We start from the raw sequence: 25,621 nt of genomic DNA, 5'->3' as shown, positions 1-25,621 counted from the left end.
AATATAATATTTAACTCGATAGTATTAATTAAAAAATATTAAATTATCACTTGCAGTTATTAAGTATTTAATATTAGATTTTAAGTAATTTAATTATTTATAAATATAAAACGCTTATAACAAACGCATATTAAAATAGGGATATTTTATGTCTGAGTGTAATTATAACTCTTATGGATCTTGGTGATATTGTTCTCCAGAAGGGTCAATTTTAGAACTTCATGAACAACCTTTTTATACAGAAAGACAAGCACTATCTCGCTCACTCAGAAAAGGGTATGAAAATCTAAAAAATAAATCATTAGAAGAAATGGCCGAGGCTATTTCAGATCAAGCCGTATCAGGTACTCTCGGCCTCATTGAAACAACAGCACTGGGTCTAGATAGATTATCTGATGTTTATCTTTATCACCATTTATTACGAGCACCTCCCTCAAAAAATCCCGTTTTTGATAGAGATGTCGAAGCGATACATCTTTTAGTTTATGCTAAAAATCCTTCTGAAGTTGTAAATATTGCAGGAACTATTATTGGTGAGTATATTTATGAAAATTTAGATGAACAACAAAAAAATGAATTGAATAAAATACTAAATACAAGAGAATTATCCATTGATACAGATGCAACCAAATATAAAGTTAATGAACTTGCATACTATAATGGATTTAATGAAGTACCATCCTTTATAGAAAATACCGTAGTAAGAAAATTACTATTATCCATAATTATTTACCTAATTACCAGAAGTGCAATTTTAAGATTAAACATATTTAAATCAAAAGCAAGTTTAAAAAACAAAAAAATTATCAAAAGGATGGATAGATATTACAATTGTTTTAGTGAGCTCTTATGGTTTTATAGAAAAATTAGATAGAGCATCTAGACGATTACGAGCTCTTAGTCCGGAGTTATATTATAGATTAGATAATAAGCAACTATCTTTAACTTATCTTTTTTTTGAAGAAGATATTAGCCCTATTCTAAATATAATAGAGAATAAAAACTCGCATGATACATACGAGCTTTTACAAGCTTATGTTGCTTTATTAAATTCAAAAAATAATTAATCTGCGATACTATATCCTGATGTTCCTGCAATATGGTGGCTACAAGTTATGTCTCTATATTGCACAAGAACAGACTCTTCCGGTTGGGAACTATTACTATTTATACTATGTGGATAACGAGTAGAATAATCGACAATAGAAGCTTGATTTAATACAATAGTATAATATTTTTCATTTTTACCGTGCTGTGAAGTTCTATAAAAATCAAATGTTAATTTAAGAACTTCATTATTAGAAATAGCAACTAATCACAAAGGTGATGATTTATCAATATTTTTAATAAACTCTATTGGATGATGAGATACATTTTGATTTCTTGTTATCGTGCTACTATATTCAATAATAATAATTTCATCTTCCTTTCCTTCTTGGCATTTATTTCCAATAGAGTCAACTGTTCCACATCCTCTTGAAATCAAACCTTGTTGTTTTCCTTCGATTGTTAAATAAATTAAGTTTCCCATTTTATTTTTTTAATCCTTTAATTATAATAATCTCAAATATACTACTATAATAAAACATTAAAAATCAAATAAAGAATAGGGACATTAATATGAAATTAAAAATAGCTACCATTCTATTTATCATTATTATGATTATAATAATGTTTGTTTTATTTCCATTTAAGGAGAATAAATGATCCTTCTCCATCTCTATTTAAACAAAGTCTTTCACATTATCAACTTTACTTAGGCGATATTTATTTTACTAAGAATGATAAAAACAAAGCCCGCAAGTTTTATTTATTATCTGCTTATAACGAGAATGCGGAAGCTCAAGCAAAAATAGGTTCTTTCTACATTAATGGAAATTTATATTTCCCTAAAGATTATGAACTGGCCATGAAGTGGCTATTAAAATCGTCTAGTAAAAATAATCCTACTGCACAGTTTTATATAGGATATATGTATGATGATGGTTTAGGTGTTATACAAAATTACTATACAGCAATTGAATGGTATTTAAAGTCTGCAGAGCAGAATTTTAGTAGAGCACAGAATAATCTAGGTCTTTTATATTTAGATGGTCTTGGTACTAAACAAGACTACGAAAAAGCAATGGAGTGGTATTTAAAAGCAGTTAGTAATGGACATATCAAAACAAACAATAATATTGCTTATTCATATCAACATGGCTTAGGAGTTGAGCAGGATTATCAGAAAGCAATGACCTTCTATTTAAAGGCGGCTGAAGATAATGATCCCTCAGCTATTTATAATATCGGTTATTTGTATGAAAAAGGATTGGGTGTCATTGCTGACAAAGAAAAAGCATGTGAATGGTATCAAAAGTCATATGAGCTTGGATTTAAACCCGCTAAATTTAGGCTTGATCTACTGAAGATACATGATTAACTTATTTTTTCATAAAAAAATACCGTTGATTAATTATCAACGGTATTACAGTTTGTGTGCTGAAATAATATCAGTTAACCGCGACGAGCGACAACTGCATCTGCTAATTGGCGTAACAGCGTTTCAGTATCATCCCAACCAATACAAGCATCAGTGATACTTTTACCGTAAACCAAAGGTTCACCGCTCTCTAATGACTGGCTACCTTCCACTAAATGGCTTTCAACCATAACACCAATTAATGCTTTTTCACCTGAACTAATTTGTTGACAGATATCAGCACCAACTTCCATTTGTTTCTCAAATTTCTTGCAACTATTAGCGTGGCTGAAGTCAACCATCACATTTTGTGGTAAACCTGCTTTTTTAAGCCCTTCTTTTACTGCTGCAACATGTTCAGCGCTGTAATTTGGCTCTTTACCACCACGTAAAATAATATGACAATCACCATTACCTGCTGTGCGCACAATGGCTGAATGGCCCCATTTAGTGACAGAAAGAAAACAGTGTGGCGATCCCGCGGCATTAATTGCATCAATAGCAACTTTAATGGTTCCATCTGTACCATTTTTAAAACCAACAGGACAAGACAAGCCAGACGAAAGCTCACGGTGTACTTGAGATTCTGTAGTACGAGCACCAATGGCACCCCAACTCATTAAATCAGCAACATATTGAGGCGTTATCATATCTAAAAACTCGCCAGCTGTTGGCAAGCCACTATCGTTGATGGTTAATAAAAGATTACGAGCAATACGTAAACCTTCATTAATATCAAAGGTATGATCCATATGAGGATCATTAATTAAACCTTTCCAGCCTACGGTTGTACGTGGTTTTTCAAAATAAACACGCATAACAATTTCAAGTTTATCTTTAAGCTCTTCTCTAATGAGGCTTAACCGTTGCGCATACTCCAACGCAGCTTTCGGATCATGAATAGAACAAGGTCCAATTACTACTAATAGACGATCATCTTTTCCTGCTAGGATTTGATGAATAGCTTCACGGGCATGACGAACTGTAAAAGCCGCATTATCAGTCGCTGGAAACTTTTCCAATAAAGCGACGGGCGGTAAGAGTTCATTAATTTGTGTTATTTTAAGGTCATCATTTTGATAATTCATTCCCGTGTATCCACTCTTTTATGTTATCTAGTCAATGTTATTATTGCTTTCCCAATCTAACCATTCGTTTTCTATCTGTAAACACCCTTTCACCCTAAAGTATCTATAGTCACCTTTCTAAAAAATCGCCAAAAATGGAAATAGCGCACTTAAGCAAAATAATGATTTGAAATTGCGTTAAAGATAAGAATAAAAACAATGAATAGTAAGGCTGGAGAGAAAGATAACTCTACCAGCCTTTTTTATTAGGAGAGATAATTATTTCTGCTAGTACGTTTTGCTGTTTTGATCCACAAACGAGAGCCATTAATCGCGATGGCCAATAAAATAATATATTCAACAGACATGGCATAAACACCTTGCTTGTAAAATATAACGATACTAATCACGTTGATCACGGACCAAATTAACCAGTTTTCAACTAATTTCCGCGTCATTAAGATCATCGCCACAATAGAAAGAACCGTCATTGTAGAATCCCAGAATGGGTAAGCATCAGGTTCAAGCACTGGCGTAGCTAAATTTGCACCAAAGACATTTAAGATATCAACAGCAATAATGGCTAAATAACCAAATACAGTATCAATATTAAAGGTCAAAGCGACAATAGCAGCTATTGAAACAATAATTAAAAAAAGACGATGGCTTGGTTTTAACCAACGAATTCTTAGTTCAGCTTGCTCAAAATCATTTACTCTGCTCCATGCGTACCATCCATAAATATTGGCTGCAAAGAAGAAAATTTGAAGCAATAAACTCGCATATAACTGAATTTGGAAAAAGATAATGGCAAATAAGGTGACGTTAATCAGTCCAAATAAGTAATTAATTATTTTTTCCTGACTTGCAAGCCATATACATAAGAGACCTGCTATAGTGCCCACAGCTTCAATCCACGAAAGTGGGTATCCACCTTGCCCAAGTGGAATATTGACTAAAATATTATTGATACTAAACCAACTCATGACATCCATTTTACAACCCCGACTTAATCATAGAAAAAAACAAAGAAAATATGGGTTATTGCGACATCTTTGCAAAGTAGTAAAGATATATTATAAATTCATATTTATAATGGTACTTAGTTTTTAATACTAAACATTATATTATTGAGCTATAAAAATAACAAAAAAGTGTTTTATATACTAAACAAATTATTCTAATTTACGCTTTAAACAATAAAAACGACAAATAACTTTATACATTTTAATTATTAGAGAGAAATATGGAGCCAACAACACGCTTAATCGATCGCACACTATCTTTTGCTCTCCTTGATCCCAGAATTGAAGCTGTAATACTGACAGGATCATTAGGGCGTAATAAAAAGATAGACAGTTATTCTGATATTGATATAGAGCTTATCGGTTATGGCGCGACAGAGCTCGCAAAAAACCAACATTGGCTATCACAATTTGGAAATAGCCTTGTCAGCTTACAATTGGACTGTGAAGATCCCAAAGGTCAATTTTGGCCTATCTACCTACATGTTTTAGCTCAAGGTCGCAAAATGGATATTATGATGGCAGAGCCTGAGCGTATTTTTAACATGAAAACAGAAGGACTTAGCCCAGTTTACCAGCGTGGATACCAAATCTTACTTGATAAAACAGGTTTATGTGACGGACTTCCTGAAATTAGCACCATAACGCCACCTACGCTCACTAAAGAGCAAGCTTACAATAATGCTCAAGAATTCTGGTTTGAAGCGTCACAGGTCGCTATAGCCATTTTACGCCATGAATTTTGGTTTGCTAATTATCGCATGAACGATATGCGTGAATGGCTAATCGCGTTACTTGAACAAGTTGCGTTACACACCGCACCAACACAAGATGTGTGGTATCAAGGAAAAAATCTGAAAGAATGGCTACCTAAATTTTATTCATTACGATCATTAGAAAGTACACTTGCAATGAGTACACCTTATGAATCAGCCGCAGCCCTTTCGATTATGATGGCTTTTTTTATTGATGCATCAAAACGGCTTGATTATTCCCTTGATACCGCAAAAAAAACCCAAGAGCAAGTGAGTAATTGGCTTATTGACAATGAACTTTTGACTGAAAATGAATATACCCAGATTACGTCATCAATTATTTGCCATTACTGATTTCAAAGTGATTTTTAATTAAAGTGTGAGGTCTTTTTTTCAATTTTGAAAAAACTATCTTAGTTATTCAGTCCAGAGATTAGATAGCATTATCAGAAAAACTGGAGAGACATTAATTGATAATGTGGCTAATTATTAGAACGATGGTAAATAATCAAGGAAGGGTTTGAAATGGTGGGTCGTGGGCGATTCGAACGCCCGACCAATTGATTAAAAGTCAACTGCTCTACCGACTGAGCTAACGACCCATTTCAATAAAAACGGATTGGTATTCGAAAATGGTGGGTCGTGGGCGATTCGAACGCCCGACCAATTGATTAAAAGTCAACTGCTCTACCGACTGAGCTAACGACCCTTTTTCGAATTTGCCACATTCTCTGTGGCAACGGCGGGTAATAATACTGATTTAATGTTTTTGTGCAATGTTTTTTTTCAAAAAAACAATCGAGCGTTTAAAAAACAATCATTTAACCCCGAAAATGTAAGATTTTACATTACGGGGTCAATAATTAGAGTGCTGCTAACTGCTTTTGCGCTAATTTAGCGCCCGCACTATTTGGATATTGCTTAATCACTTGTTGATAAATAGCTTTAGCATTATCCTTTTGCCCTTTCTCTTGCATGATCAGACCAATTTTATAAAAGGCTTCACTTGCTTTTTGAGATTTCGGATAGTTTTTAACAACGATAGCAAATGTACTTGCTGCCTGATCCTTATTACCTTTTAAGTAATACATCTGACCCAACCAAAAATGTGCATTTGATTGATAGCTAGACTTCGGATAGTTTTTGATAAAGTTGTTTAATTCAACAATTGCCTTATCGTAATCTTTTGAATTCAATACGATATCAATTGCAGCATTATAATCGGCCTTCTCATCACCTTGCCCAGAATTAGTTGTAGCAGAAGGTGTTGAAGAAGTAGCATTATCAGGTTGAGTGGCTTCTGTCGATGTTGAAGCTCCGCCACCTAGGCTATCCAATTGTTGATAGATATTGCGTTGGCGTTCGACAACTTGATTTAGCTGGTATTGGTTTTCCTGAATTTGACCACGTAACATATCAATATCACGCTGAGAATCAGCAAGTTGTTGCTGTAATTGAGTCAAAAGCTGGCTGTGAGCATTTGAAAAACGCTCAAGTTGGGCGAGTCGTTCATCGGTCGAACCAGAACCGATATTACTGATTGGCGCTTGGGCAATAGCGGCTACAGGAGCCGCTACGCCAACCAGTAACAACAGACTCATCAAGAAAGGTCTGAAGTTACTGTTGTTCATGCCGTTCTCTTAGTAATCCAGTACTGCACGACGGTTTTTCGCATAAGCGGCTTCGTCATGACCCAGTACAGCTGGTTTTTCTTTACCGTAAGATACGATTGACAGTTGATCAGCAGATACGCCTTTACCTTGTAGGTACATTTTCACAGCGTTAGCACGACGTTCGCCCAGAGCGATGTTGTATTCTGGAGTACCGCGTTCGTCAGCATGACCTTCTACAGTGATACGTACTGATGGATTAGCACGCAGGAAGTCAGCGTGTGCATCTAATAGGCTAGCGTAATCTGAGCTAATGTCATATTTGTCAAAACCGAAGTAAACGATGTTTTGTTGTTTCAGTTGTTCTAATTGCTGACGAGCTAACTCTTCAGCAGTAGGACCTTGTTCAACAACTGGTACATTGTTTGTGTCAGTTTGATCTTCGTTTTTGTTTGAGCTACATGCTGCTACAGCAACGAGTGGTAATGCTAACATCAACCCTTTAAACACTTTGTTTAATTGCATCTCTATTTGTTCCTTTATTTTGTTTGCCATACATAATTCTTATGCATCACATAAACGGTGACCAGGCAGGTGATTTAACCTGACCATCAGTCGCCGGAAGACGCGCTTTGAAACGTCCATCAGTCGATACTAGCTGCAAAATGGTGCCTAAGCCTTGTGTAGAGCTATAAATAACCATTGTGCCGTTAGGCGCGATGCTTGGCGTTTCATCCAGAAACGTATCTGTTAAATATTGTACGGAATTCGTTTCTAGATCCTGCTTAGCGATATGTTGCCTACCGCTTTCAGAACTCACCATAACTAAGAAACTACCATCTGGGCTTACTGCTGGGTTTTGGTTTTGTTTACCTTCCCACGTAATACGTTCAGGCGTTCCACCGTTAATATTAACTTTGTATATTTGTGGACGTCCACCTTGATCTGAAGTATAGACCAAGGTTTGTCCATCTGGCATCCAATTTGGCTCGGTATTGTTGCTTCTGCCATTGGTTACCTGTGTCATATTCCCACTTGCTAAATCCATCACATACAGATTTAAGCTACCACTCTTAGAAAGAGCAAAAGCAAGTTTAGAGCCATCTGGTGAAAACGAAGGTGCACCATTATGTCTTGGGAATGATGCAATTTGGCGAATTTCACCTGTTGCTAATGTTTGTACAACTAAAGCAGATTGACCGCTTTCAAAAGTTACATAAGCCAGTTTAGCACCATCTGGTGACCATGCTGGTGACATTAATGGCTGTGATGAACGATAAACACGATCTTGGTTAAAGCCATCATAGTCAGAAACGCGCAATTCATAAGGATATGCGCCCCCATTAGTCACAACAACATAAGCAATACGTGTACGGAATGCGCCACGAATACCAGTCAGTTTTTCAAACACTTCATCACTGGCCGTGTGAGCAGAATAACGTAGCCATTTAGATGGGACTTTAAACTCGCTTTGAGATAAAACCGCGCCTGGAGAGCCAGCAACGTCAACTAACTGATAGCTTACTAAATATTGGCCATCCGCTGACGGTTGTACGCGTCCAACAACAACAGAATCAATCCCTAATGCAGTCCATAATGCAGGTTGGACTTCAGAAGCCGTGACAGGCTGTTGAGGCATACGTGATACATCAATAGGATTAAACTTTCCGCTATTACGTAAATCAGCTGCAATCACACCAGCGATATCTTCTGGCATTTGACCAGTACCTTCCCATTTAAAAGGAACGACACCGATAGGGCGTGCAGTATTCACCCCTTGTGTAATTTCAATTCGAACTTCAGCGTTAGCCAGAGTGGTTACGCATAAAATTAAAAGTCCGAAGATAACATTTAATGCCTGCTTCATCATGTCTCCCTTTTATTATTGCGATTATTACGCAATAACGCACAGAATAGTAACAAACGCTTTTCAACAACACCATACAACGCATCAATAACATTCTAAAATAGCTATAAATTAGTGTATGTTTTCCTACAATCAGATAGTTTTATGGTTTAAACTCAATTACTGACGATTTTACTTCTTCATAAACATCTTTCGGTGGTTTCGGTAATTTAGCGGTATTTGCCGCTCTTAATGCCACTTGGCATAATGCGGGATCACCACCTACAATCTTCACATTAATTAACATCCCATCAGGTGCAATACTAATTCTTAGTTCACACGTTTTACCTTTATATAACTCTGGATCAATGAACTTCTGTTCTATTGCAATTTTCAGTTGACCTTTATAGCGATCAACACCTTCACCATTGGCACCAGTACGATTTCCACCACCTTGTCCCGCTGCTGATGCACCGCTTTGTTTGTTACCATCAGCCATTAAGCCATCAAGCAAGCTATCAACAGCTTTACTCTGTTGTTGAGCTGCTGCTTTTGCTTTGGCCTCTGCGGCAGCTTTCGCTTTGGCTTCAGCAGCGGCTTTCGCTTTAGCATCCGCCTCAGCCTTCGCTTTTGCATCTGCTTCAGCTTTTGCTTTAGCATCAGCCTCAGCTTTTGCTTTGGCCTCTTCAGCTTTTTGCTTCGCGGCTAATTCTGCTTGTTTTTTTGCTTCAGCTTCAGCTTGTGCTTTTGCGTCTGCTTGTTCTTTTAAGATACGATCACGCTCTGCTTTCGCTTGTGCAGCCGCTTCTTCTGCCACTTTTTGCTCTTCTTTCGCTTTGGCGGCAGCTAACGCTGCTTCACGTTTTTGAGCTTCTGCTGCCTCTTTTGCTTGTAAACGCTCAACTTCTAAGGTTTTCAATCGTTCTTGTTCTTTCATCTGCTGCTGACGCAACTCTTCTTCTTGTTGCTCAGCACGCGCTTTACGTTCTTGCTCTGCTTTTTGGACGTTAGCTTGTTGTGCTTTTTGCTGATTATACTGTTGCACGACAGCATTAGGATCAACCATAATAGCATCAATAACTTGCCCGTCTTCACCACCGCCGCCACCTAAATCCCATTTCTGAGTTAATGACCCCCAGATAAGCAATGCGATAACAAGCAAATGCAAGGCGGTAGACAAGATAACTGAACCGCTCAATTTACTTCGGATTGGCTTCGTCTTCTTTCCCACGCTATTATCCAAACTTATTTCAACCTATTACATAGGTTGAGTCATTAAACCTACAGATTTGACACCTGCTTGACGTAACATGTTGAGCGCTTTAATTATCTCATCATAAGGAACATCTTTAGCACCGCCAATAAGAAAGACAACTTTCGGATTTTTTTCCAATTGTCGTTTCGCTTCAGCCATAATCTGTTCTTCAGGCAATAATTCTAATATTTCCTGATCAACACGAATATTATATTTTCCAACACCTGCAACTTCGACTATCACTGGGGGATTATCGCTACTTGAAACAGTTTGTGTCTCTGTTGCTTCAGGAAGATCAACCTCAACACTTTGCGAAATAATGGGTGCTGTAGCCATAAAAATAAGCAAAAGCACTAACAATACGTCAAGCAAAGGAACAATGTTAATCTCTGATTTTACGCCTCGGCGGCTACTGCGACCCCGTGCCATCAGCTATCTCCTTCTGCGTTAACTATTTCTTTTCTGCTGAGGCAAAAGCTTGGCGATGTAAAATCGTCAAAAACTCTTCCATAAAGTTATCGTAACTTTGTTCCAGTTTAGTTACACGTTGTGTAAACCGGTTATAAGCCATAACTGCGGGGATCGCCGCAAATAAACCGATAGCTGTTGCAATCAACGCTTCAGCAATGCCGGGTGCGACCATTTGTAATGTTGCTTGTTTAACACTACCTAATGCAATAAATGCATGCATGATCCCCCATACTGTACCGAACAGACCAATATATGGGCTGATAGAACCAACAGTACCAAGGAAAGGAATATGAGTTTCTAGAGATTCTAATTCACGATTGAAAGAAACACGCATTGCTCTTGATGCACCATTTACGACTGCATCTGGGGCATGAACGTTTGCTTGATGTAAACGTGCAAATTCTTTAAAACCGGAATGAAAAATTTGCTCTGAGCCTGATAACTCATCACGACGAGCTTGGCTATCTTTATATAAACGAGCCAAATCAGTACCTGACCAGAATTTATCTTCAAAATCAGCAACTTCACGATCGGCAGCATTCAGGACTTTGGTTCTCTGAATAATAATCGCCCAAGATGCAATAGAAAATCCGATTAAAATCAACATGATCAACTTAACTAAAAGCCCTGCTTTCAGAAAGAGATCGATAACATTCATGTCAGCCACTACTTAAACTCCGCGATAATGGACTTAGGAAGCGCTACAGGCTTCATTTTTAATGAATCTACGCAGACAACGAGCACATCTGCGCTACACAAAACACAACCATCTTGATTAATAAGCTTTTGAGAAAATGTCATTGAAGCACCACGTAATAGGGTAATTTCACTTTCTACTTGTAAAAGCTCATCGAGTCGAGCTGGCGCAATATATTCTATTGATAATTTACGTACAACAAATACAACATGATCATACTCCCGTAAATCATGCTGATGAAAACCTTTTTCTCTGAGTAGTTCTGTTCTGGCGCGTTCAAAATATTTTAGATAGCTAGCGTGATAGACTACACCACCAGCATCAGTATCTTCATAATAAACACGAACAGGCCAAAGAAACTGCATAATATCTTCCTTACATTTTCCGAGTTAAGTCCATAAATAATTAAGCTATAGGTTACTTAACTATACTTAAGAGGTCGCTCTAAGGGAATCATAGTAACGTAAAGAATAGAAAACACAGTTTTCAGGCGCCAATCATAAACTCTTCTTTGCAACACGCAATATGCTTTGTGCTCCGAATAGAAAAAATATTTTTATTAAGACAGCATAAAAATGCTTGCTAATTAGAAATTCATAGATTGTCTTATTTATTAGTATTATTTTTAATGACAAAAAAAACCAGTAACAAGACTGGTTTTTCATATAAATCAATTAATTATTCATGATTTGTGTTTCATGTAGGTAGTGCCATTGCCAACTCATCTCATGAGAATTGCGTCTCAATAGTGCCACTGACTCCCTCATAAGAATTTTCTCATTTTCACTGTGTGTTTCTTGATATCTGACAAAAGCCAAACAATCTGATTGATAAATTATTTTATAATTATCTGTTTTTATTTTCAGACCATGTCTTTTCCCTACATTTTGTCTGAACATCGCGATAACATCATCATAATTCACTGTTTTTCCGTTGATTCCCACCATCGAAAACTCACTAGATAAAATATTTTCTATCTTAGCTATTGCATCAACAGAAAGTGGAGATTGCGTAAAAACAGCTTCAATCTCATCATGTAAAGATTTAATGCTTTCTATAATTGAATTAGTATTAAATTTCATCTTGTATTTCCTGTGTAATGCTTTTTTTCTTTAACGTAAATAATAATGTAAGAGGTAATAGGCCAATTAAAGCGCATATTAAAAACGTCATGCTATAAGCAGTTTGTGGTAAATAAAAAAGAGAGATAATATTAAACAACATAGCGACCATCGTTGCACCAACACTAAAAACCACCTGTCGATTAATATTCCAAATGACACTTGCTTGAACTAATTTTTGTGAACTAAAGTCGTATAATGCCGTTGTTTGTGCAGTATTTGCACCTATTCCCCCACCTATACCAATAATTAAATAAGCAATAACCAATAAAGGTATATCGGTATTACTATTCACAAACGTTAATAAAAAAATACCAATGCTGTGTAATAATAAAGCAAAAATAAATAAGCACTTCATACCTAATTTATTATAAATAGCACCACTTATGATTATTGAAATAAAAGCGCCAATTGCATACAACAACATAAAAATTCCTGTGCTTTGACCTGTGAATTTTAAATATTGTTGTAAATAAAAAATAGCGAGAATATTCACTCCAGTAAAAATACCAGGAATACAATAATAAATAAAAATAGAGAGTGATAGATTTCTATTTTTCAATAATGCTAAATTAATAACGGGTGATAAATGATGTCGATAATGGCAATAATAGAGTACGACAAAGCTCACTAAAAATATGGCTATAAGTAAAGCAAGCAATGTTGAGTGATATTCACCATAAGCAGATAAAGCGAACAACCCAGATACAATGATCAAGCTAATAAGAATGACACCTTTGATATCAGGTATCGTATTTTCTTTAGATAATGGCTCTTTTACCCAAATAAATGCTAGAAATGCAGTTAATAATGAGAACGGAATATTGCTATAAAAGACCCAACGCCATGAAACTGTATCAACAATAAATCCACCTAAAGTGGGTGATATTGCTGGGGCTATCAGGGCTATTCCCATAATAAAAGTTGAGATCTTGCTTCTCTCATCCCCTTGAAAATATTGAAAAGTTAATGCCTGCCCAATTGGAATTAATAGCCCCCCGCTTACCCCTTGAATAAAGCGCCAAAAAATAAGCTCACTAAAAGAGTGTGAATATCCCACTAGTGCTACAGACAAACTAAACATCAACATTGATATTACCATTAATGCTTTAATTCCAAAGCGTTGAGATAGCCAGTGACTTAATGGAATAATTAATGTTAATCCCAAAATATAACTATTTGAAACCCATGTAACAGAAACGATTGAAATCTGCATATCGTCAGCGATTGCAGGTAATGCAATCGCTGACATAAAAATATTAATACAATCTATAAAGAAACCTAGTAGAAATATAGATGCAATTCGATAGCGATAAGTCATAAAAATCCTCCGTACATAGAGTACGGAAGATTGACGAATTTCGTCTATCTGACAAAATAGAACTTATTGTTTAATCAGAGTAAACAATCATGCAAAACCAAATTGATCGCATTCGCTCTTTTATTGCTGTTGTTGATACAGGATCATTTACTCAGGCGGCAAAATATCTGCGCCTAAGTAAATCGATGGTAAGTATTCATATCAAAACATTAGAAACAGAATTAGACGTCTCACTCCTCAATCGTAATACTCGACGCTTTTCACTGACTGAAACAGGTGAAATGCTTTATCAAGATTTTCGCCTTGTATTAAGTCAATTAGAACAAACCTTAGATAAAGCGCGATTAGGACAGCAAGATTTGCAAGGATCGTTGCGATTAAGCTCAACGGCTGAATTTGGCGAACATTACATTTTGCCATTACTTAATCGATTTATGCAATTACACCCAAAACTAAAAGTACAATATGCATTTAATTCTTCTATCGAAGATTTAATCAATCATAAACTTGATCTTGCTGTTCGCCTTGGTTTATTAAAAGACAGTAATTATCGTTCTACAAAATTGGCCAATTATGAGATAAATTTAGTGATAACACCTGATTTGTTGAAAAATTTTTCAATAAAAACAATTAACGATTTAAACACTGTTCCTTATTTAGCAAATAGTAATTTACGTCAAAGTAAGCTTTCATCGTCTTCAGAATTTAATACCCTACTCTCTCAGTTAGCTCAAGATGCTTATTTTGAAACAAACACTATTGCAGCATTAAAAAAAATGGTGCTAGCCCACTCTGGGATGGCTATTTTGCCACATTGGTATATTCATCAAGAATTATTAGAAAAAAAATTAGTCGTGTTATTTCCTGAAATTCCACTCTTAAAACAATCCGTTAATATTATTTTTCCTTATAGTGAGTATATTCCAAGAAAAACGCGTTTATTTATTGATTATCTGAAAGAGAATATCCAGTTATAACGTGAGAATATAGAAGTGCTTAAAAGGAGAATTTAGAAAAGAAAACACCTTATTTCTTTTTCATTACATGATCAGAAATAAGGTGTTTTTTTATAAGAAGAAATAAATTAGCCCAACAACTAGAATAATAATTGCAGGGATTGGGTGTAATAAACATTTTGCGATGTTATGTTTAGGCCGGAATGCTAAACCAAAAGTCGCACCTGCACACACAGACCAAATTAGTAATATACCTTGCCAAATAGCCAATGAACTTGTGTTCGCTGCAAATCGACTAGGATCCCACATAACACAAAATGCCATGACCAACGCCATGATTAAAACAAGAGCCCTAATAGGGCCCTTGTCTAATAGTTGGTAGCTTTTATCCAACATTATTCTTCACTTTCTGAAGTTTTTTTTGCTTCAGCATGCTCGTAAGCCAGTCCTGCGATCACCGCAATACTACAAGCGAAGAGTGTGCCTAGAAGCCATGCAAAATACCACATTCTCTATGCTCCTTAGTAAAGAGTATGATTATTACCTTCGATAAATTTCTTATCGAGGCGACCATGCATTTTCCAGTAACACCAGATAGTGTAAAGGAGAACGATAGGTACAAAGATAATCGCAACAACGGTCATTACTTGCAGAGTAAACAAGCTAGAAGTTGCATCCCACATTGTTAAGCTCACATCTGGGAATGTGCTCGACGGCATCACAAATGGGAACATAGTTGCACCACAAGTCAGGATAACACATGCAATTGTCAGTGAAGTGAACAGGAATGCCCAACCACCTTTATTTGCTTTAGTGGCAACAATTGCCAGTAATGGAGATAACAGACCTAAGGCCGGCAATACCCATAATACTGGATAGTTGTTGTAGTTAGTCATCCAAGCACCTGCTTCGTGAGAAACAGTTTTCAGTAGTGGAGATGAAGGGCCTGCTGTATCAATAGCACTAGTCACAATGAAGCCATCGATACCATAGATTAACCACACACCCGCTACCGCAAAAGCAATGAAAGTAATTAAAGAGGTAATGTAAGTTGCTTTACGAGTACGCTCATGTAACTCACCAGTAGTACGCATTTGAAGATAGCTTGCACCGTGTGCAACGATCATCATTAAGCTAATAATACCTGCGAGTAAACCGTATGGGTTTAATAGACTTAACAGGTTAATCAGCGCATTAGTCGTACCGTTATAAGATACACGTTGCATACTATCGACTTCTAATGGAACACCTTGTAACAGGTTACCAAAAGCGACACCGATAACTAGCGGCGGAACAAAGCTACCAATAAAGATACCCCAATCCCACATACCACGCCATTTCGGAGACTCTAGTTTAGAACGGTAGTCAAAGCCAACTGGACGGAAGAATAATGCTGCCAGTACGAAAATCATACCGAAATAGAAACCAGAGAATGCCGCAGCATAAACCATTGGCCATGCAGCGAATAACGCACCACCCGCTGTGATTAACCAAACTTGGTTACCATCCCAGTGAGGCGCAACAGAGTTAATCAAAATACGGCGTTCTGTATCATCTTTCGCGATAACGCGTAATAACACACCAACACCCATATCAAAACCATCAGTGACTGCAAAGCCGATCAGTAAGATACCAATCAGTAGCCACCAAACAAACCGCAATACTTCATAATCAAACATAGTGGACTCCTGTGTTACTTACTTTGTGCAGAAGAAGCTGTCTTCTGTTCAAAGTGATAGCGACCCGTCTTCAGGCTACTTGGGCCAAGGCGACCAAATTTGAACATCAGGAACATTTCAGCAATTAGGAACAAGGTATACAGACCACAGATAAGTCCCATAGATACTAGAATATCAGCCTGTGTCAATGAAGAAGTTGCTACTGCTGTAGGCAAGATTTCACCAATCGCCCATGGTTGACGTCCATATTCTGCAACAAACCAACCTGCTTCCACTGCGATCCATGGTAATGGAATACTAAACAGGGCAGCACGCAGTAACCATTTGTAGTTACCAATGCGGTTAGACAGAACAGTCCAGAAGGAAATCGCAACAACCAGTAACATCAGGAAGCCTGCGGCAACCATGATACGGAATGACCAGAACAGAGGTGCGACATTAGGGATGGTGTCTTTTGCAGCAGATTTGATTTGCTCTTCTGTTGCATCAACAACTTTATCAGTATAACGCTTAAGTAATAAGCCATAGCCTAAATCTTGTTTCGCGTCATTAAATGCGGCACGAATAGCAGGATCGGTATTACCGGCGCGCAGTTCGCTTAATAATTCGTATGCTTTCATACCATTACGAATACGAACTTCATGCTGGCTCATCAGATCATTAAGACCTAACACTGGCGTATCAAAAGAACGCGTTGCAATAATCCCCATAACATAAGGAATTTGTAATGCGAACGAGTTTTCCATTTTTTCTTGATTAGGGAATGCAATCAAATTGAATGCAGCTGGCGCTGCTTCTGTATGCCATTCACCTTCAATCGCAGCCAGTTTGGTTTTCTGTACGTCACCCATTTCGTAACCAGATTCATCACCCAGTACGATAACAGATAATACAGCAGCGATACCAAAAGTAGCAGCAACTGCGAAAGAACGTTTTGCAAAACCAATATCACGACCTTTGAGTAGGTAGTAAGAGCTGATACCCAAAACAAAGAATGCACCAGTACAGTAACCCGCAGCAACGGTGTGAACAAATTTAACTTGAGCGACAGGGTTTAAAACCAGATCAGCAAAACTCAACATTTCCATTCGCATGGTTTCAAAGTTGAAGTCTGCAGCGACAGGGTTTTGCATCCAACCATTCGCAACGAGGATCCACAGTGCAGAGAAGTTAGAACCGAAAGCAACTAACCAAGTTACCATTAAGTGCTGCTTCTTGCCTAAACGATCCCACCCGAAGAAGAATAATCCGACGAAAGTTGATTCTAAGAAGAATGCCATCAGACCTTCGATTGCTAAAGGCGCACCGAAGATATCACCAACGTAATGAGAGAAATATGACCAGTTAGTACCGAATTGGAACTCCATGGTCAAACCAGTTGCGACACCCAGAGCAAAGTTAATACCGAATAACTTACCCCAGAACTTTGTCATATCTTTGTAAACTTGTTTGCCAGACAGGACGTATATCGTTTCCATGATCGCCAGCATAAACGCCATACCGAGCGTTAATGGGACAAACAGGAAGTGATACATCGCTGTTAAGGCAAACTGTAACCGTGACAGTTCGACAATATCAAACATCTTGACTCCTTGCTCCTAGCAGGAAGACACCGACTTGCGGCAACCCGACTTTATTAAATTATAAAGCCTCATAACTACCAGCAATAAATGCCTCTAAAAACAACAACGAATATTAAAGACCAAAAACACAATACCTTACAAATAGTACGCTTATATTTACATATAATAAATATATTTTGCGTGACCCAGATTTGAATTCTGAGCTTAGGTCAACAATACGACTTTTAGGTTTGTAACAGCATATTTGATCGTGTGCCAATTTAAGCATATTCAGAAATTTTTGCCACAATTAATAACTTGACCTACATCAAAAAAACACTTTAATGTTAACTAGTTGCGAATAAATTACCCAATAGTTACCATTGTGTTAATGCCATGTTGTTTTTATTTTTAAGTGTAATTTATCTCCTTATATTTTCCATAATAAAATTAACTTTTTATTTTCATAAAAGACCTAAAAATAAACACATTTAGTTGTGTTTTATTAATTTTAATATCAAAATCATTTTTTTTCAGGTAAAAAATAAATATTTTAAAAAAATAATATATTAATTAATAAGTTGAAATTTACAAATATGTAAATACAGAAAATGATTTTTTATTAATTTATCAAATTAAAATAAAAATAAAACCTAATAGTGATTATCTATTTTTAATATTAACTACTATTTACTTTGTTTTATATTTTAGATTAGTAAATTGTAATAAATCTGTATTATATATCTAAATCGCAAAATAACAATTTAATGACTAGAAAAATAAACATTTAAATCAACAAGATAGATGAAGTCAAAAAACAATCAATTCAATACTATAAAAAAGAATTTTCACTTTTCTTTATTGAATTTTATTCTTTAAGTGGAATATTCTTCATAACAATTATAAGCATTTCATCATTACATTTTATAGGTGTAAATGGACACCTGTTCGGCGTTAATCCACTTTTTGATGCCCAATCATAATAAAAGAATTTTTTCTCATATAACCCCTCTTACCACTCCTCCTTTTCGCTAACTCATTAACATGTTTAAAAAAACATCTTCTTAGTAAAAATGAGCCTTACAGCGATATCTAAGCGTAGATGTAGACACTGTTATTACAATATTTATAGAAAAACACATGATAATATCAACATAAAATAACGATTTATTTTCTTTTGTTAGTATGTTTTGCATCTAAAAACATGCATTTAAAATAGTATTTTTAATAATACATAATGAATATTCATAACATTTATCATTATTTTTAGTTTATGAAAAAAACTATGAAAAGAAAAAAAGAACTTTTGTATAGATATTCATATTAAAAAAGACAATATAAAACAATATGTTAGTATAAAACGATAGAGATACTTGATGTATTAATTACCGACTCGTAATAAGTATAGGTATTTAAATGAAACTAGATATAAAAAATGCCAGTCTCCTTTTAAGAAACTGGCATTTAAGATAGTATCAACCTGAAATTATTAACAGTATTGTTACTTACTTAATCATTGATTTAATTGCTTCACCAATGTCTGCTAAGCTACGCACTGTTTTAACACCCGCAGCTTCAAGTGCTGCAAATTTCTCATCAGCGGTACCTTTACCGCCCGCAATAATAGCTCCCGCATGTCCCATACGTTTACCTTTAGGGGCTGTCACACCAGCGATGTAACCGACAACTGGCTTAGTTACGTGATCTTTGATATAAGCAGCCGCTTCTTCTTCCGCTGTACCACCAATTTCACCGATCATCACAATGGCTTCTGTTTGAGGATCGTCTTGGAATAGCTTCAGAATATCAATAAAGTTAGAGCCTGGAATTGGGTCACCACCAATCCCAACACACGTTGATTGGCCTAAGCCAACATCCGTTGTTTGCTTAACAGCCTCATAAGTTAATGTCCCTGAGCGAGATACAATTCCCACTTTACCAGGCAAATGAATATGACCAGGCATGATACCAATTTTACATTCACCTGGCGTGATAACACCTGGGCAGTTAGGGCCAATCATACGTACGCCAGCTTCATCTAATTTTACTTTTATCGTTAGCATATCCAGTGTAGGAATACCTTCTGTAATAGTAATGATGAGTTTAATGCCAGCATCAATCGCTTCTAAGATTGAGTCTTTACAAAATGGTGCAGGTACATAAATAACTGTCGCCGTAGCACCTGTCGCCTCAACCGCTTCGCGTACAGTATTAAATACAGGAAGACCTAAGTGAGTTGTCCCCCCTTTACCCGGTGTAACACCACCAACCATTTGTGTACCATAAGCAATTGCTTGCTCAGAGTGGAATGTTCCTTGGCTACCAGTAAAACCTTGGCAAATTACTTTAGTATTTTTATCGATTAAAATAGACATTATTTTGCCTCCGCTGCTGCAACAACTTGTTTCGCGGCATCAGTTAGACTTTTCGCTGCGATAATATTTAATCCACTATCCGCTAATTTCTGGGTGCCTAACTCTGCATTGTTTCCTTCAAGACGAACAACCACAGGAACATTAACGCCAACTTCTTCAACTGCGCCAATAATACCGTCTGCGATTAAGTCACAACGAACAATACCGCCAAAAATGTTGACTAATACAGCACTGACATTTTCATCTGACAAAATAATTTTAAATGCTTCTGTTACACGCTCTTTTGTTGCGCCACCACCTACATCGAGGAAGTTAGCGGGCTCGCCACCGTGAAGTTTAACAATATCCATCGTCCCCATTGCTAAACCTGCACCATTGACCATACAACCAATGTTGCCGTCTAATGAAACGTAGTTCAATTCCCACTGTGCAGCTTGCGCTTCACGCGGATCTTCTTGCGATGGATCATGCAGTTCGCGCATTTCAGGTTGGCGATATAATGCATTGCTATCTACACCTAATTTGCCATCAAGACAAATCAGATCATCTTCTTTCGTAATAACCAGAGGATTAATTTCAATTAGCGCAAGATCACGCTCTAAGAAAATAGTGGCTAATCCCATAAAGATTTTAGCAAATTGACTAACTTGCTTACCTTTTAAACCCAGTTTAAAGGCAAGTTCTCTTCCCTGATAAGGCATAGGGCCTGTCAGTGGATCAATAATTGCGCGATGAATAAGTTCTGGCGTTTCTTCCGCCACTTTTTCAATTTCTACGCCACCTTCAGTTGAAGCCATAAAGACAACGCGACGGGTACCACGGTCAATAACCGCACCAAGATAAAGCTCTTTAGCGATATCAGTTGCAGCTTCAACCAAAATCTGTGTGACAGGCTGACCGTTAGCGTCTGTTTGATAAGTCACTAAACGTTTGCCTAACCATTGTTCAGCAAATGCGCGGATCTCTTCTTTAGATTTAACGACTTTTACGCCGCCCGCTTTACCACGTCCACCCGCGTGAACCTGACATTTCACAACCCAAGGGCCTTGACCAATTTTTGATGCAGCTTCTTCTGCCTCGCGCGGTGTGGAGCAGGCGAAACCAGCAGGTGCTGGTAATCCATACCGTGTGAAAAGCTGTTTTGCCTGATACTCGTGTAAATTCATGATGTTCTATCCATAATCTTGTTGAAAGTCGGGCTTTCTTATTTTTTTGACTATAAGCCAGAGAAATCTGACTTCACGAACACACTGTACTTCTTTGATGCTTGTGTCTGTTGCTAAGTAGGCAGGAGGAGCATCTCCTGCCTAAAAGCGATATTTATTACCTATACATCCAGTAATAAACGGGCTGGATCTTCTAGCATCTCTTTAACGGTGACTAAGAAACCGACAGACTCACGACCATCAATTAAACGGTGGTCATAAGACAACGCTAGATACATCATAGGAAGAATAACAACCTGACCATCGACAGCCATTGGGCGATCTTTAATAGCATGCATCCCTAAAATGGCACTTTGTGGTGGGTTGATAATAGGTGTTGACATTAATGAACCGAAAACACCCCCATTTGTGATAGTGAAGTTACCCCCCGTTAAATCTTCAACGGTTAACTTACCGTCACGACCTTTTACTGCTAATGCTTTGATATTTTTCTCAATATCCGCCATGCTCATTGCATCTGCATCACGTAATACTGGCGTTACTAGCCCACGAGGTGTTGATACCGCAATGCTGATATCGAAATAGTTGTGATAAACCACATCAGTGCCATCAATAGACGCATTCACTTCTGGATAGCGTTTCAGTGCTTCAACAACCGCTTTAATATAGAAAGACATAAAGCCTAAACGAACACCATGACGTTTTTCGAAAGCCTCACCGTATTGAGCACGTAAATCTTTGATGGGTTGCATGTTGATTTCGTTAAACGTTGTCAACATTGCAGTAGTGTTTTTCGCTTCTAATAAACGCTCTGCAACACGTTTACGTAAACGTGTCATTGGTACACGTTTTTCACTACGGTGAGATAACAGAGCTTGAGAAACCTCTGCTACAGGTTGTGCTGTTGATTTATTAGCAACATGACCTTCGATATCTTGACGAGTTAAACGTCCACCAACACCACTGCCTTTTACATCCGCAGGGTTAATATCGTGTTCAGCGACTAAACGACGCGCTGTTGGGCTGAGTGCATCATTATTGCCTTTTTCAGCGATATCAGCACTTTGGCGCTGGGCTGGTGTGCTATCTTGAGCGGGTTTTACATCAGCTGGAATGCCAGTGCTATCACCTAAACGAATTCGACCCAATAGTTGGCGAGAGCCAACAGTAGCGCCTTCTTCTTCAAGAATACTTTCTAAAACCCCTGCTTCACTGGCAGGTACTTCTAAAACGACTTTATCTGTTTCAATTTCAACCAGCACTTCATCGCGTTGAATGCTATCACCAGGTTTTTTATGCCAAGTTGCGACCGATGCGTCAGCAACTGATTCAGGGAGATCCGGTACTAGAATATCTACACTACTCATTTTCTATCCTTATTTATTCAACTTTCAGTGCGTCTTCAACCAGAGCTTTTTGTTGCTCCTGATGAACAGAGGTATAACCAACTGCTGGAGAGGCTGATGCAGGACGTCCTGCATAACGTAATGTTGCGCCTGTAGGAATAGCATCACGGAAATTATGCTGACTACAGTACCAAGCACCTTGATTCAGAGGCTCTTCTTGACACCAAACGAAATCTTTTACATGAGTGTAAGGAGCAAGAATTTGCGCAATATCTTCGTGTGGGAATGGATAAAGCTGTTCAATACGAATAATGGCAACGTTATTTTGCTCATTAGCACGACGTTGTTCTAATAAATCGTAGTAAACTTTACCGGAACACATCACAACACGTTTCACTTCAGCAGGTTTTAAATCATCCATTTCACCAATGACTGGTAAGAATTTACCATTAGCTAATTCATCCAATTCAGAAACAGCTAATGGATGGCGTAACAGTGATTTTGGTGACATAACGATAAGTGGGCGACGCATACCACGCAACGCTTGACGGCGCAACATATGGTAAACCTGTGCCGGTGTTGATGGCACACAAACCTGCATATTTTGTTCTGCACACAATTGTAGATAACGTTCTAAACGCGCAGAAGAGTGTTCTGGTCCTTGACCTTCATAACCGTGTGGTAACAACATCACTAAACCACACATACGACCCCATTTTTGCTCACCAGAACTAATAAATTGGTCGATAACAACTTGAGCTACGTTAGCGAAATCACCAAACTGTGCTTCCCAAATAGTCAGCCCACGAGGTTCTGTTGTCGCATAGCCATATTCAAATGCAAGCACTGCTTCTTCTGTTAATACAGAATCCCAGACATTAAATTGTCCTTGAGCATTGTGAATATTCGCCAATGGCACATAAACAGAACCATTAGTTTGATTATGAATAACGGCATGACGATGGAAGAACGTACCACGTCCCGCATCTTCACCAGAAAGGCGAATAGTAATACCTTGATCAACTAAAGTGGCATACGCTAATGTTTCTGCGGCCCCCCAATCAAGAAGCTTCTCACCTTCCGCCATAACGGCACGATCAGCGTAAATTTTCTCAACACGGGATTGCATCACAATTTCTGACGGAACAGTACTGACTTTGCGAGCAAGATCTTGTAAGCGCGTTTTTTCTACTTTATGTGGGTATTCTTCATTCCATTCGTGATTCAAATACGGTTCCCATGTGTAAGAATGTAACCCCATTGGACGATATTCTTCAACAACACAATCACCGCGATCTAACGCATCACGATAAAGATTAACCAGCTCTGTTACATCATTAGCATCAAGCAATGATTGCTCAACCAGTTTATCTGCATAAATTTTACGTGGTGTTGGGTGTTTCTTGATTTTTTGATACATCAGAGGCTGAGTCGCATTTGGCTCATCCGCTTCGTTGTGACCATGGCGACGGTAACAAACTAAATCAATCATCACATCACGTTTAAAGGTATTACGGAAATCCAATGCAAGGCGAGTCACAAAAGCAACGGCTTCAGGATCATCTGCATTAACGTGGAAAATTGGTGCCTGAACCATTTTCACAATATCAGTACAATATTGTGTTGAACGAGCATCTTTTGGATTTGATGTTGTGAAACCAACTTGGTTATTGATAACAATACGAACTGTACCACCTACTTCATAACCACGCGCTTGAGACATATTCAAGGTTTCTTGAACAACCCCTTGACCTGTCACCGCCGCATCGCCATGAATAGTGATAGGAAGCACCATATTGCTCCGTGCTTCATCTAAACGATCGCGACGAGCACGCACAGAACCAATAACAACTGGGCTAACAATCTCTAGGTGAGATGGGTTAAAGGCTAGTGCAAGATGGACTTGAGCCCCTTCTGTCGCAAAATCAGATGAAAAACCTTGGTGGTATTTAACATCACCTGTTCCCAGATGTTCTTTATGAATACCCGCAAATTCATCAAATAAATCAGCGGGTTTTTTACCCAGGATATTAACAAGAACGTTCAAGCGACCGCGGTGCGCCATACCAAGAACCACTTCGCGAGTGTCTTGTTTACCTGCATGACGAATTAAATCTTTTAACATTGGAATTAATGCATCACCACCTTCTAAAGAGAAGCGTTTTGCACCAGGGAATTTTGCACCTAAATAGCGTTCTAACCCTTCAGCGGCTGTTAGCTCTGCTAGGAAGCGTAACTTTTCTTCTTTAGTGAACTGATCAGCAACATTGACTGATTCTAAACGTTGTTGGATCCAGCGTTTTTCTTCAGTATTAGTGATGTGCATATACTCTGCACCGATTGAACCGCAATAAATACGTTTCAGTGCTTCATATAAATCACCTAATTTCATCGTTTCTTTGCCGATAGCAAAAGAACCGACGTTGAAGGTTTCTTCAAAGTCTTCTTTAGTGAGGTTATGAAAAGCAGGATCTAAATCTGGAACAGATTCTTGTTTCCATAAACCAAGCGGATCGAGATTAGCATTTTGGTGACCACGAAAACGAAAGGCATTAATGAGCTGCAAAACTTTAACTTGTTTTGAGTCCATTGCCGGATCGCTTACCGAGGTATGATATCGAGTGGATTCTTTTGCGAGGCGTCTGAAGTAGTCGCGGGTTTGAGAATGCGACTGTTCTACGCCTTGATTTGCGGGCAGTTGTTGAAAAATTTCTCTCCAACTTTCGTCAACAGAGTTTGGGTCAGTTAGGTAATCTTCATAGATATCTTCTATGTAAGACTGATTCTCTCCTGCTAGAAAAGTTGATTCTAGCCAGTCCTTCATTGCGCCGTTCTGCATTATGATCCCTTAAGCTATACAGCTTTAGTTCGCCGTGGATAACTAATACCGTGATTAAACGGTGTCGAT

23 protein-coding genes, 2 tRNA genes and 1 pseudogene are annotated in these 25,621 nt (G+C 37.7%); 4 read left to right on the top strand and 22 right to left on the bottom strand.

All coding sequences use genetic code 11. The features are described from left to right. Nucleotides 1–310: 310 nt before the first annotated feature. Nucleotides 311–874 carry a hypothetical protein gene (locus GWJ05_RS16875; RefSeq protein WP_115370396.1) on the top strand — a complete coding sequence of 188 codons (564 nt, stop codon included), beginning with the start codon at nucleotides 311–313 and terminating at the stop codon, nucleotides 872–874. A gap of 189 nt (nucleotides 875–1,063) precedes the next feature. On the opposite strand, the pseudogene GWJ05_RS16870 reads toward GWJ05_RS16875, so the two are convergent. Continuing rightward, nucleotides 1,064–1,531: pseudogene (locus tag GWJ05_RS16870) on the bottom strand (Hcp family type VI secretion system effector). A gap of 144 nt (nucleotides 1,532–1,675) precedes the next feature. Here GWJ05_RS16870 and GWJ05_RS16865 point away from each other — a divergent pair. Beyond that, entirely contained in the window at nucleotides 1,676–2,422 is a 747-nt protein-coding gene (locus GWJ05_RS16865; protein WP_115370397.1) for a tetratricopeptide repeat protein, read from the top strand. Between the two features lie 74 nt (nucleotides 2,423–2,496). Here the strand turns inward: GWJ05_RS16865 and aroG are convergent, their stop codons facing one another. Further along, nucleotides 2,497–3,549 (bottom strand): 3-deoxy-7-phosphoheptulonate synthase AroG, encoded by a 1,053-nt coding sequence (aroG, locus tag GWJ05_RS16860; protein WP_036938387.1) that lies wholly within the window; start codon nucleotides 3,547–3,549, stop codon nucleotides 2,497–2,499. A 245-nt stretch (nucleotides 3,550–3,794) separates the two neighbouring features. Continuing rightward, nucleotides 3,795–4,523 (bottom strand): nicotinamide riboside transporter PnuC, encoded by a 729-nt coding sequence (gene pnuC / locus GWJ05_RS16855; RefSeq protein ID WP_087803655.1) that lies wholly within the window; start codon nucleotides 4,521–4,523, stop codon nucleotides 3,795–3,797. A gap of 251 nt (nucleotides 4,524–4,774) precedes the next feature. Between pnuC and GWJ05_RS16850 the strand changes: the two genes are divergently transcribed. Beyond that, nucleotides 4,775–5,662 carry an aminoglycoside 6-adenylyltransferase gene (locus tag GWJ05_RS16850; RefSeq protein ID WP_087803657.1) on the top strand — a complete coding sequence of 296 codons (888 nt, stop codon included), beginning with the start codon at nucleotides 4,775–4,777 and terminating at the stop codon, nucleotides 5,660–5,662. A 172-nt stretch (nucleotides 5,663–5,834) separates the two neighbouring features. Here the strand turns inward: GWJ05_RS16850 and GWJ05_RS16845 are convergent. The 11 genes from GWJ05_RS16845 to GWJ05_RS16795 all read right to left on the bottom strand — a co-directional run bounded on the left by GWJ05_RS16845 (nucleotide 5,835) and on the right by GWJ05_RS16795 (nucleotide 13,629). Further along, nucleotides 5,835–5,910 (bottom strand) — tRNA-Lys (locus GWJ05_RS16845). A gap of 31 nt (nucleotides 5,911–5,941) precedes the next feature. Further along, nucleotides 5,942–6,017: transfer RNA gene (locus tag GWJ05_RS16840), tRNA-Lys, on the bottom strand. A gap of 154 nt (nucleotides 6,018–6,171) precedes the next feature. Continuing rightward, on the bottom strand, nucleotides 6,172–6,939 hold the full coding sequence (gene cpoB, locus GWJ05_RS16835; RefSeq protein WP_036938392.1) for a cell division protein CpoB: 768 nt from the start codon (nucleotides 6,937–6,939) through the stop codon (nucleotides 6,172–6,174). Between the two features lie 9 nt (nucleotides 6,940–6,948). Then, nucleotides 6,949–7,443, bottom strand: coding sequence for a peptidoglycan-associated lipoprotein Pal (pal, locus tag GWJ05_RS16830; protein ID WP_036938395.1), 495 nt, complete (start codon nucleotides 7,441–7,443; stop codon nucleotides 6,949–6,951). Between the two features lie 46 nt (nucleotides 7,444–7,489). After that, nucleotides 7,490–8,785, bottom strand: a complete 1,296-nt coding sequence (gene tolB, locus GWJ05_RS16825) for a Tol-Pal system beta propeller repeat protein TolB (RefSeq protein WP_036938398.1) — start codon at nucleotides 8,783–8,785, stop codon at nucleotides 7,490–7,492. 142 nt (nucleotides 8,786–8,927) lie between these two features. Next, entirely contained in the window at nucleotides 8,928–9,995 is a 1,068-nt protein-coding gene (tolA, locus tag GWJ05_RS16820) for a cell envelope integrity protein TolA (RefSeq protein ID WP_036938401.1), read from the bottom strand. Nucleotides 9,996–10,022: 27 nt separating this feature from the next. After that, on the bottom strand, nucleotides 10,023–10,448 hold the full coding sequence (gene tolR, locus GWJ05_RS16815) for a colicin uptake protein TolR (RefSeq protein WP_036938404.1): 426 nt from the start codon (nucleotides 10,446–10,448) through the stop codon (nucleotides 10,023–10,025). 22 nt (nucleotides 10,449–10,470) lie between these two features. Next, nucleotides 10,471–11,157, bottom strand: coding sequence for a Tol-Pal system protein TolQ (gene tolQ / locus GWJ05_RS16810; protein ID WP_036938406.1), 687 nt, complete (start codon nucleotides 11,155–11,157; stop codon nucleotides 10,471–10,473). Next, entirely contained in the window at nucleotides 11,157–11,552 is a 396-nt protein-coding gene (gene ybgC, locus GWJ05_RS16805) for a tol-pal system-associated acyl-CoA thioesterase (protein ID WP_036938408.1), read from the bottom strand. The genes tolQ and ybgC overlap by 1 nt, the downstream gene beginning before the upstream one ends. Before the next feature lie 309 nt (nucleotides 11,553–11,861). Continuing rightward, nucleotides 11,862–12,269: a hypothetical protein gene (locus GWJ05_RS16800; protein WP_036938411.1), complete on the bottom strand. Its 408-nt coding sequence runs from the start codon at nucleotides 12,267–12,269 to the stop codon at nucleotides 11,862–11,864. After that, nucleotides 12,259–13,629, bottom strand: a complete 1,371-nt coding sequence (locus GWJ05_RS16795) for an MFS transporter (RefSeq protein WP_161681516.1) — start codon at nucleotides 13,627–13,629, stop codon at nucleotides 12,259–12,261. The genes GWJ05_RS16800 and GWJ05_RS16795 overlap by 11 nt, the downstream gene beginning before the upstream one ends. Before the next feature lie 89 nt (nucleotides 13,630–13,718). Between GWJ05_RS16795 and GWJ05_RS16790 the strand changes: the two genes are divergently transcribed. Further along, nucleotides 13,719–14,606, top strand: a complete 888-nt coding sequence (locus tag GWJ05_RS16790; protein ID WP_036938416.1) for a LysR family transcriptional regulator — start codon at nucleotides 13,719–13,721, stop codon at nucleotides 14,604–14,606. Between the two features lie 90 nt (nucleotides 14,607–14,696). Here the strand turns inward: GWJ05_RS16790 and ybgE are convergent, their stop codons facing one another. The 8 genes from ybgE to sucA form a co-directional block, all read right to left on the bottom strand. Next, complete coding sequence (gene ybgE, locus GWJ05_RS16785; protein WP_036938419.1) at nucleotides 14,697–14,981, bottom strand: cyd operon protein YbgE; 285 nt, start codon at nucleotides 14,979–14,981, stop codon at nucleotides 14,697–14,699. Next, nucleotides 14,981–15,094 carry a cytochrome bd-I oxidase subunit CydX gene (cydX, locus tag GWJ05_RS16780; protein ID WP_004244425.1) on the bottom strand — a complete coding sequence of 38 codons (114 nt, stop codon included), beginning with the start codon at nucleotides 15,092–15,094 and terminating at the stop codon, nucleotides 14,981–14,983. The genes ybgE and cydX overlap by 1 nt, the downstream gene beginning before the upstream one ends. 12 nt (nucleotides 15,095–15,106) lie before the next feature. Continuing rightward, entirely contained in the window at nucleotides 15,107–16,264 is a 1,158-nt protein-coding gene (gene cydB, locus GWJ05_RS16775; RefSeq protein WP_036938422.1) for a cytochrome d ubiquinol oxidase subunit II, read from the bottom strand. A 14-nt stretch (nucleotides 16,265–16,278) separates the two neighbouring features. Next, complete coding sequence (gene cydA, locus GWJ05_RS16770; RefSeq protein ID WP_087803660.1) at nucleotides 16,279–17,847, bottom strand: cytochrome ubiquinol oxidase subunit I; 1,569 nt, start codon at nucleotides 17,845–17,847, stop codon at nucleotides 16,279–16,281. A gap of 1,484 nt (nucleotides 17,848–19,331) precedes the next feature. Then, nucleotides 19,332–20,201, bottom strand: coding sequence for a succinate--CoA ligase subunit alpha (gene sucD / locus GWJ05_RS16765; protein WP_036938427.1), 870 nt, complete (start codon nucleotides 20,199–20,201; stop codon nucleotides 19,332–19,334). Next, entirely contained in the window at nucleotides 20,201–21,367 is a 1,167-nt protein-coding gene (gene sucC, locus GWJ05_RS16760; protein ID WP_036938428.1) for an ADP-forming succinate--CoA ligase subunit beta, read from the bottom strand. Before sucC ends, sucD begins: the two co-directional genes overlap by 1 nt. Nucleotides 21,368–21,528: 161 nt before the next feature. Beyond that, nucleotides 21,529–22,734: a 2-oxoglutarate dehydrogenase complex dihydrolipoyllysine-residue succinyltransferase gene (odhB, locus tag GWJ05_RS16755; RefSeq protein WP_036938431.1), complete on the bottom strand. Its 1,206-nt coding sequence runs from the start codon at nucleotides 22,732–22,734 to the stop codon at nucleotides 21,529–21,531. Between the two features lie 13 nt (nucleotides 22,735–22,747). Continuing rightward, nucleotides 22,748–25,552, bottom strand: a complete 2,805-nt coding sequence (sucA, locus tag GWJ05_RS16750; protein ID WP_036938435.1) for a 2-oxoglutarate dehydrogenase E1 component — start codon at nucleotides 25,550–25,552, stop codon at nucleotides 22,748–22,750. Nucleotides 25,553–25,621 lie beyond the last annotated feature (69 nt).

The organism is Proteus sp. G2626 (assembly GCF_009915985.1).
In the GTDB taxonomy this organism is placed as follows: domain Bacteria; phylum Pseudomonadota; class Gammaproteobacteria; order Enterobacterales; family Enterobacteriaceae; genus Proteus; species Proteus vulgaris.
Note: the sequence above shows the minus strand (reverse complement) of the source record. Positions and strands in the feature narration are given on the sequence as shown.

What these genes read in the sequence shown, in the direction of transcription:
- GWJ05_RS16875 (WP_115370396.1), top strand. Translation starts at nt 311, where the DNA reads ATGGCCGAGGCTATTTCAGATCAAGCCGTATCAGGTACTCTCGGCCTC.
- aroG (WP_036938387.1), bottom strand. Translation starts at nt 3,549, where the DNA reads ATGAATTATCAAAATGATGACCTTAAAATAACACAAATTAATGAACTC.
- pnuC (WP_087803655.1), bottom strand. Translation starts at nt 4,523, where the DNA reads ATGGATGTCATGAGTTGGTTTAGTATCAATAATATTTTAGTCAATATT.
- GWJ05_RS16850 (WP_087803657.1), top strand. Translation starts at nt 4,775, where the DNA reads ATGGAGCCAACAACACGCTTAATCGATCGCACACTATCTTTTGCTCTC.
- cpoB (WP_036938392.1), bottom strand. Translation starts at nt 6,939, where the DNA reads ATGAACAACAGTAACTTCAGACCTTTCTTGATGAGTCTGTTGTTACTG.
- pal (WP_036938395.1), bottom strand. Translation starts at nt 7,443, where the DNA reads ATGCAATTAAACAAAGTGTTTAAAGGGTTGATGTTAGCATTACCACTC.
- tolB (WP_036938398.1), bottom strand. Translation starts at nt 8,785, where the DNA reads ATGAAGCAGGCATTAAATGTTATCTTCGGACTTTTAATTTTATGCGTA.
- tolR (WP_036938404.1), bottom strand. Translation starts at nt 10,448, where the DNA reads ATGGCACGGGGTCGCAGTAGCCGCCGAGGCGTAAAATCAGAGATTAAC.
- ybgC (WP_036938408.1), bottom strand. Translation starts at nt 11,552, where the DNA reads ATGCAGTTTCTTTGGCCTGTTCGTGTTTATTATGAAGATACTGATGCT.
- GWJ05_RS16800 (WP_036938411.1), bottom strand. Translation starts at nt 12,269, where the DNA reads ATGAAATTTAATACTAATTCAATTATAGAAAGCATTAAATCTTTACAT.
- GWJ05_RS16795 (WP_161681516.1), bottom strand. Translation starts at nt 13,629, where the DNA reads ATGACTTATCGCTATCGAATTGCATCTATATTTCTACTAGGTTTCTTT.
- GWJ05_RS16790 (WP_036938416.1), top strand. Translation starts at nt 13,719, where the DNA reads ATGCAAAACCAAATTGATCGCATTCGCTCTTTTATTGCTGTTGTTGAT.
- ybgE (WP_036938419.1), bottom strand. Translation starts at nt 14,981, where the DNA reads ATGTTGGATAAAAGCTACCAACTATTAGACAAGGGCCCTATTAGGGCT.
- cydX (WP_004244425.1), bottom strand. Translation starts at nt 15,094, where the DNA reads ATGTGGTATTTTGCATGGCTTCTAGGCACACTCTTCGCTTGTAGTATT.
- cydB (WP_036938422.1), bottom strand. Translation starts at nt 16,264, where the DNA reads ATGTTTGATTATGAAGTATTGCGGTTTGTTTGGTGGCTACTGATTGGT.
- cydA (WP_087803660.1), bottom strand. Translation starts at nt 17,847, where the DNA reads ATGTTTGATATTGTCGAACTGTCACGGTTACAGTTTGCCTTAACAGCG.
- sucD (WP_036938427.1), bottom strand. Translation starts at nt 20,201, where the DNA reads ATGTCTATTTTAATCGATAAAAATACTAAAGTAATTTGCCAAGGTTTT.
- sucC (WP_036938428.1), bottom strand. Translation starts at nt 21,367, where the DNA reads ATGAATTTACACGAGTATCAGGCAAAACAGCTTTTCACACGGTATGGA.
- odhB (WP_036938431.1), bottom strand. Translation starts at nt 22,734, where the DNA reads ATGAGTAGTGTAGATATTCTAGTACCGGATCTCCCTGAATCAGTTGCT.
- sucA (WP_036938435.1), bottom strand. Translation starts at nt 25,552, where the DNA reads ATGCAGAACGGCGCAATGAAGGACTGGCTAGAATCAACTTTTCTAGCA.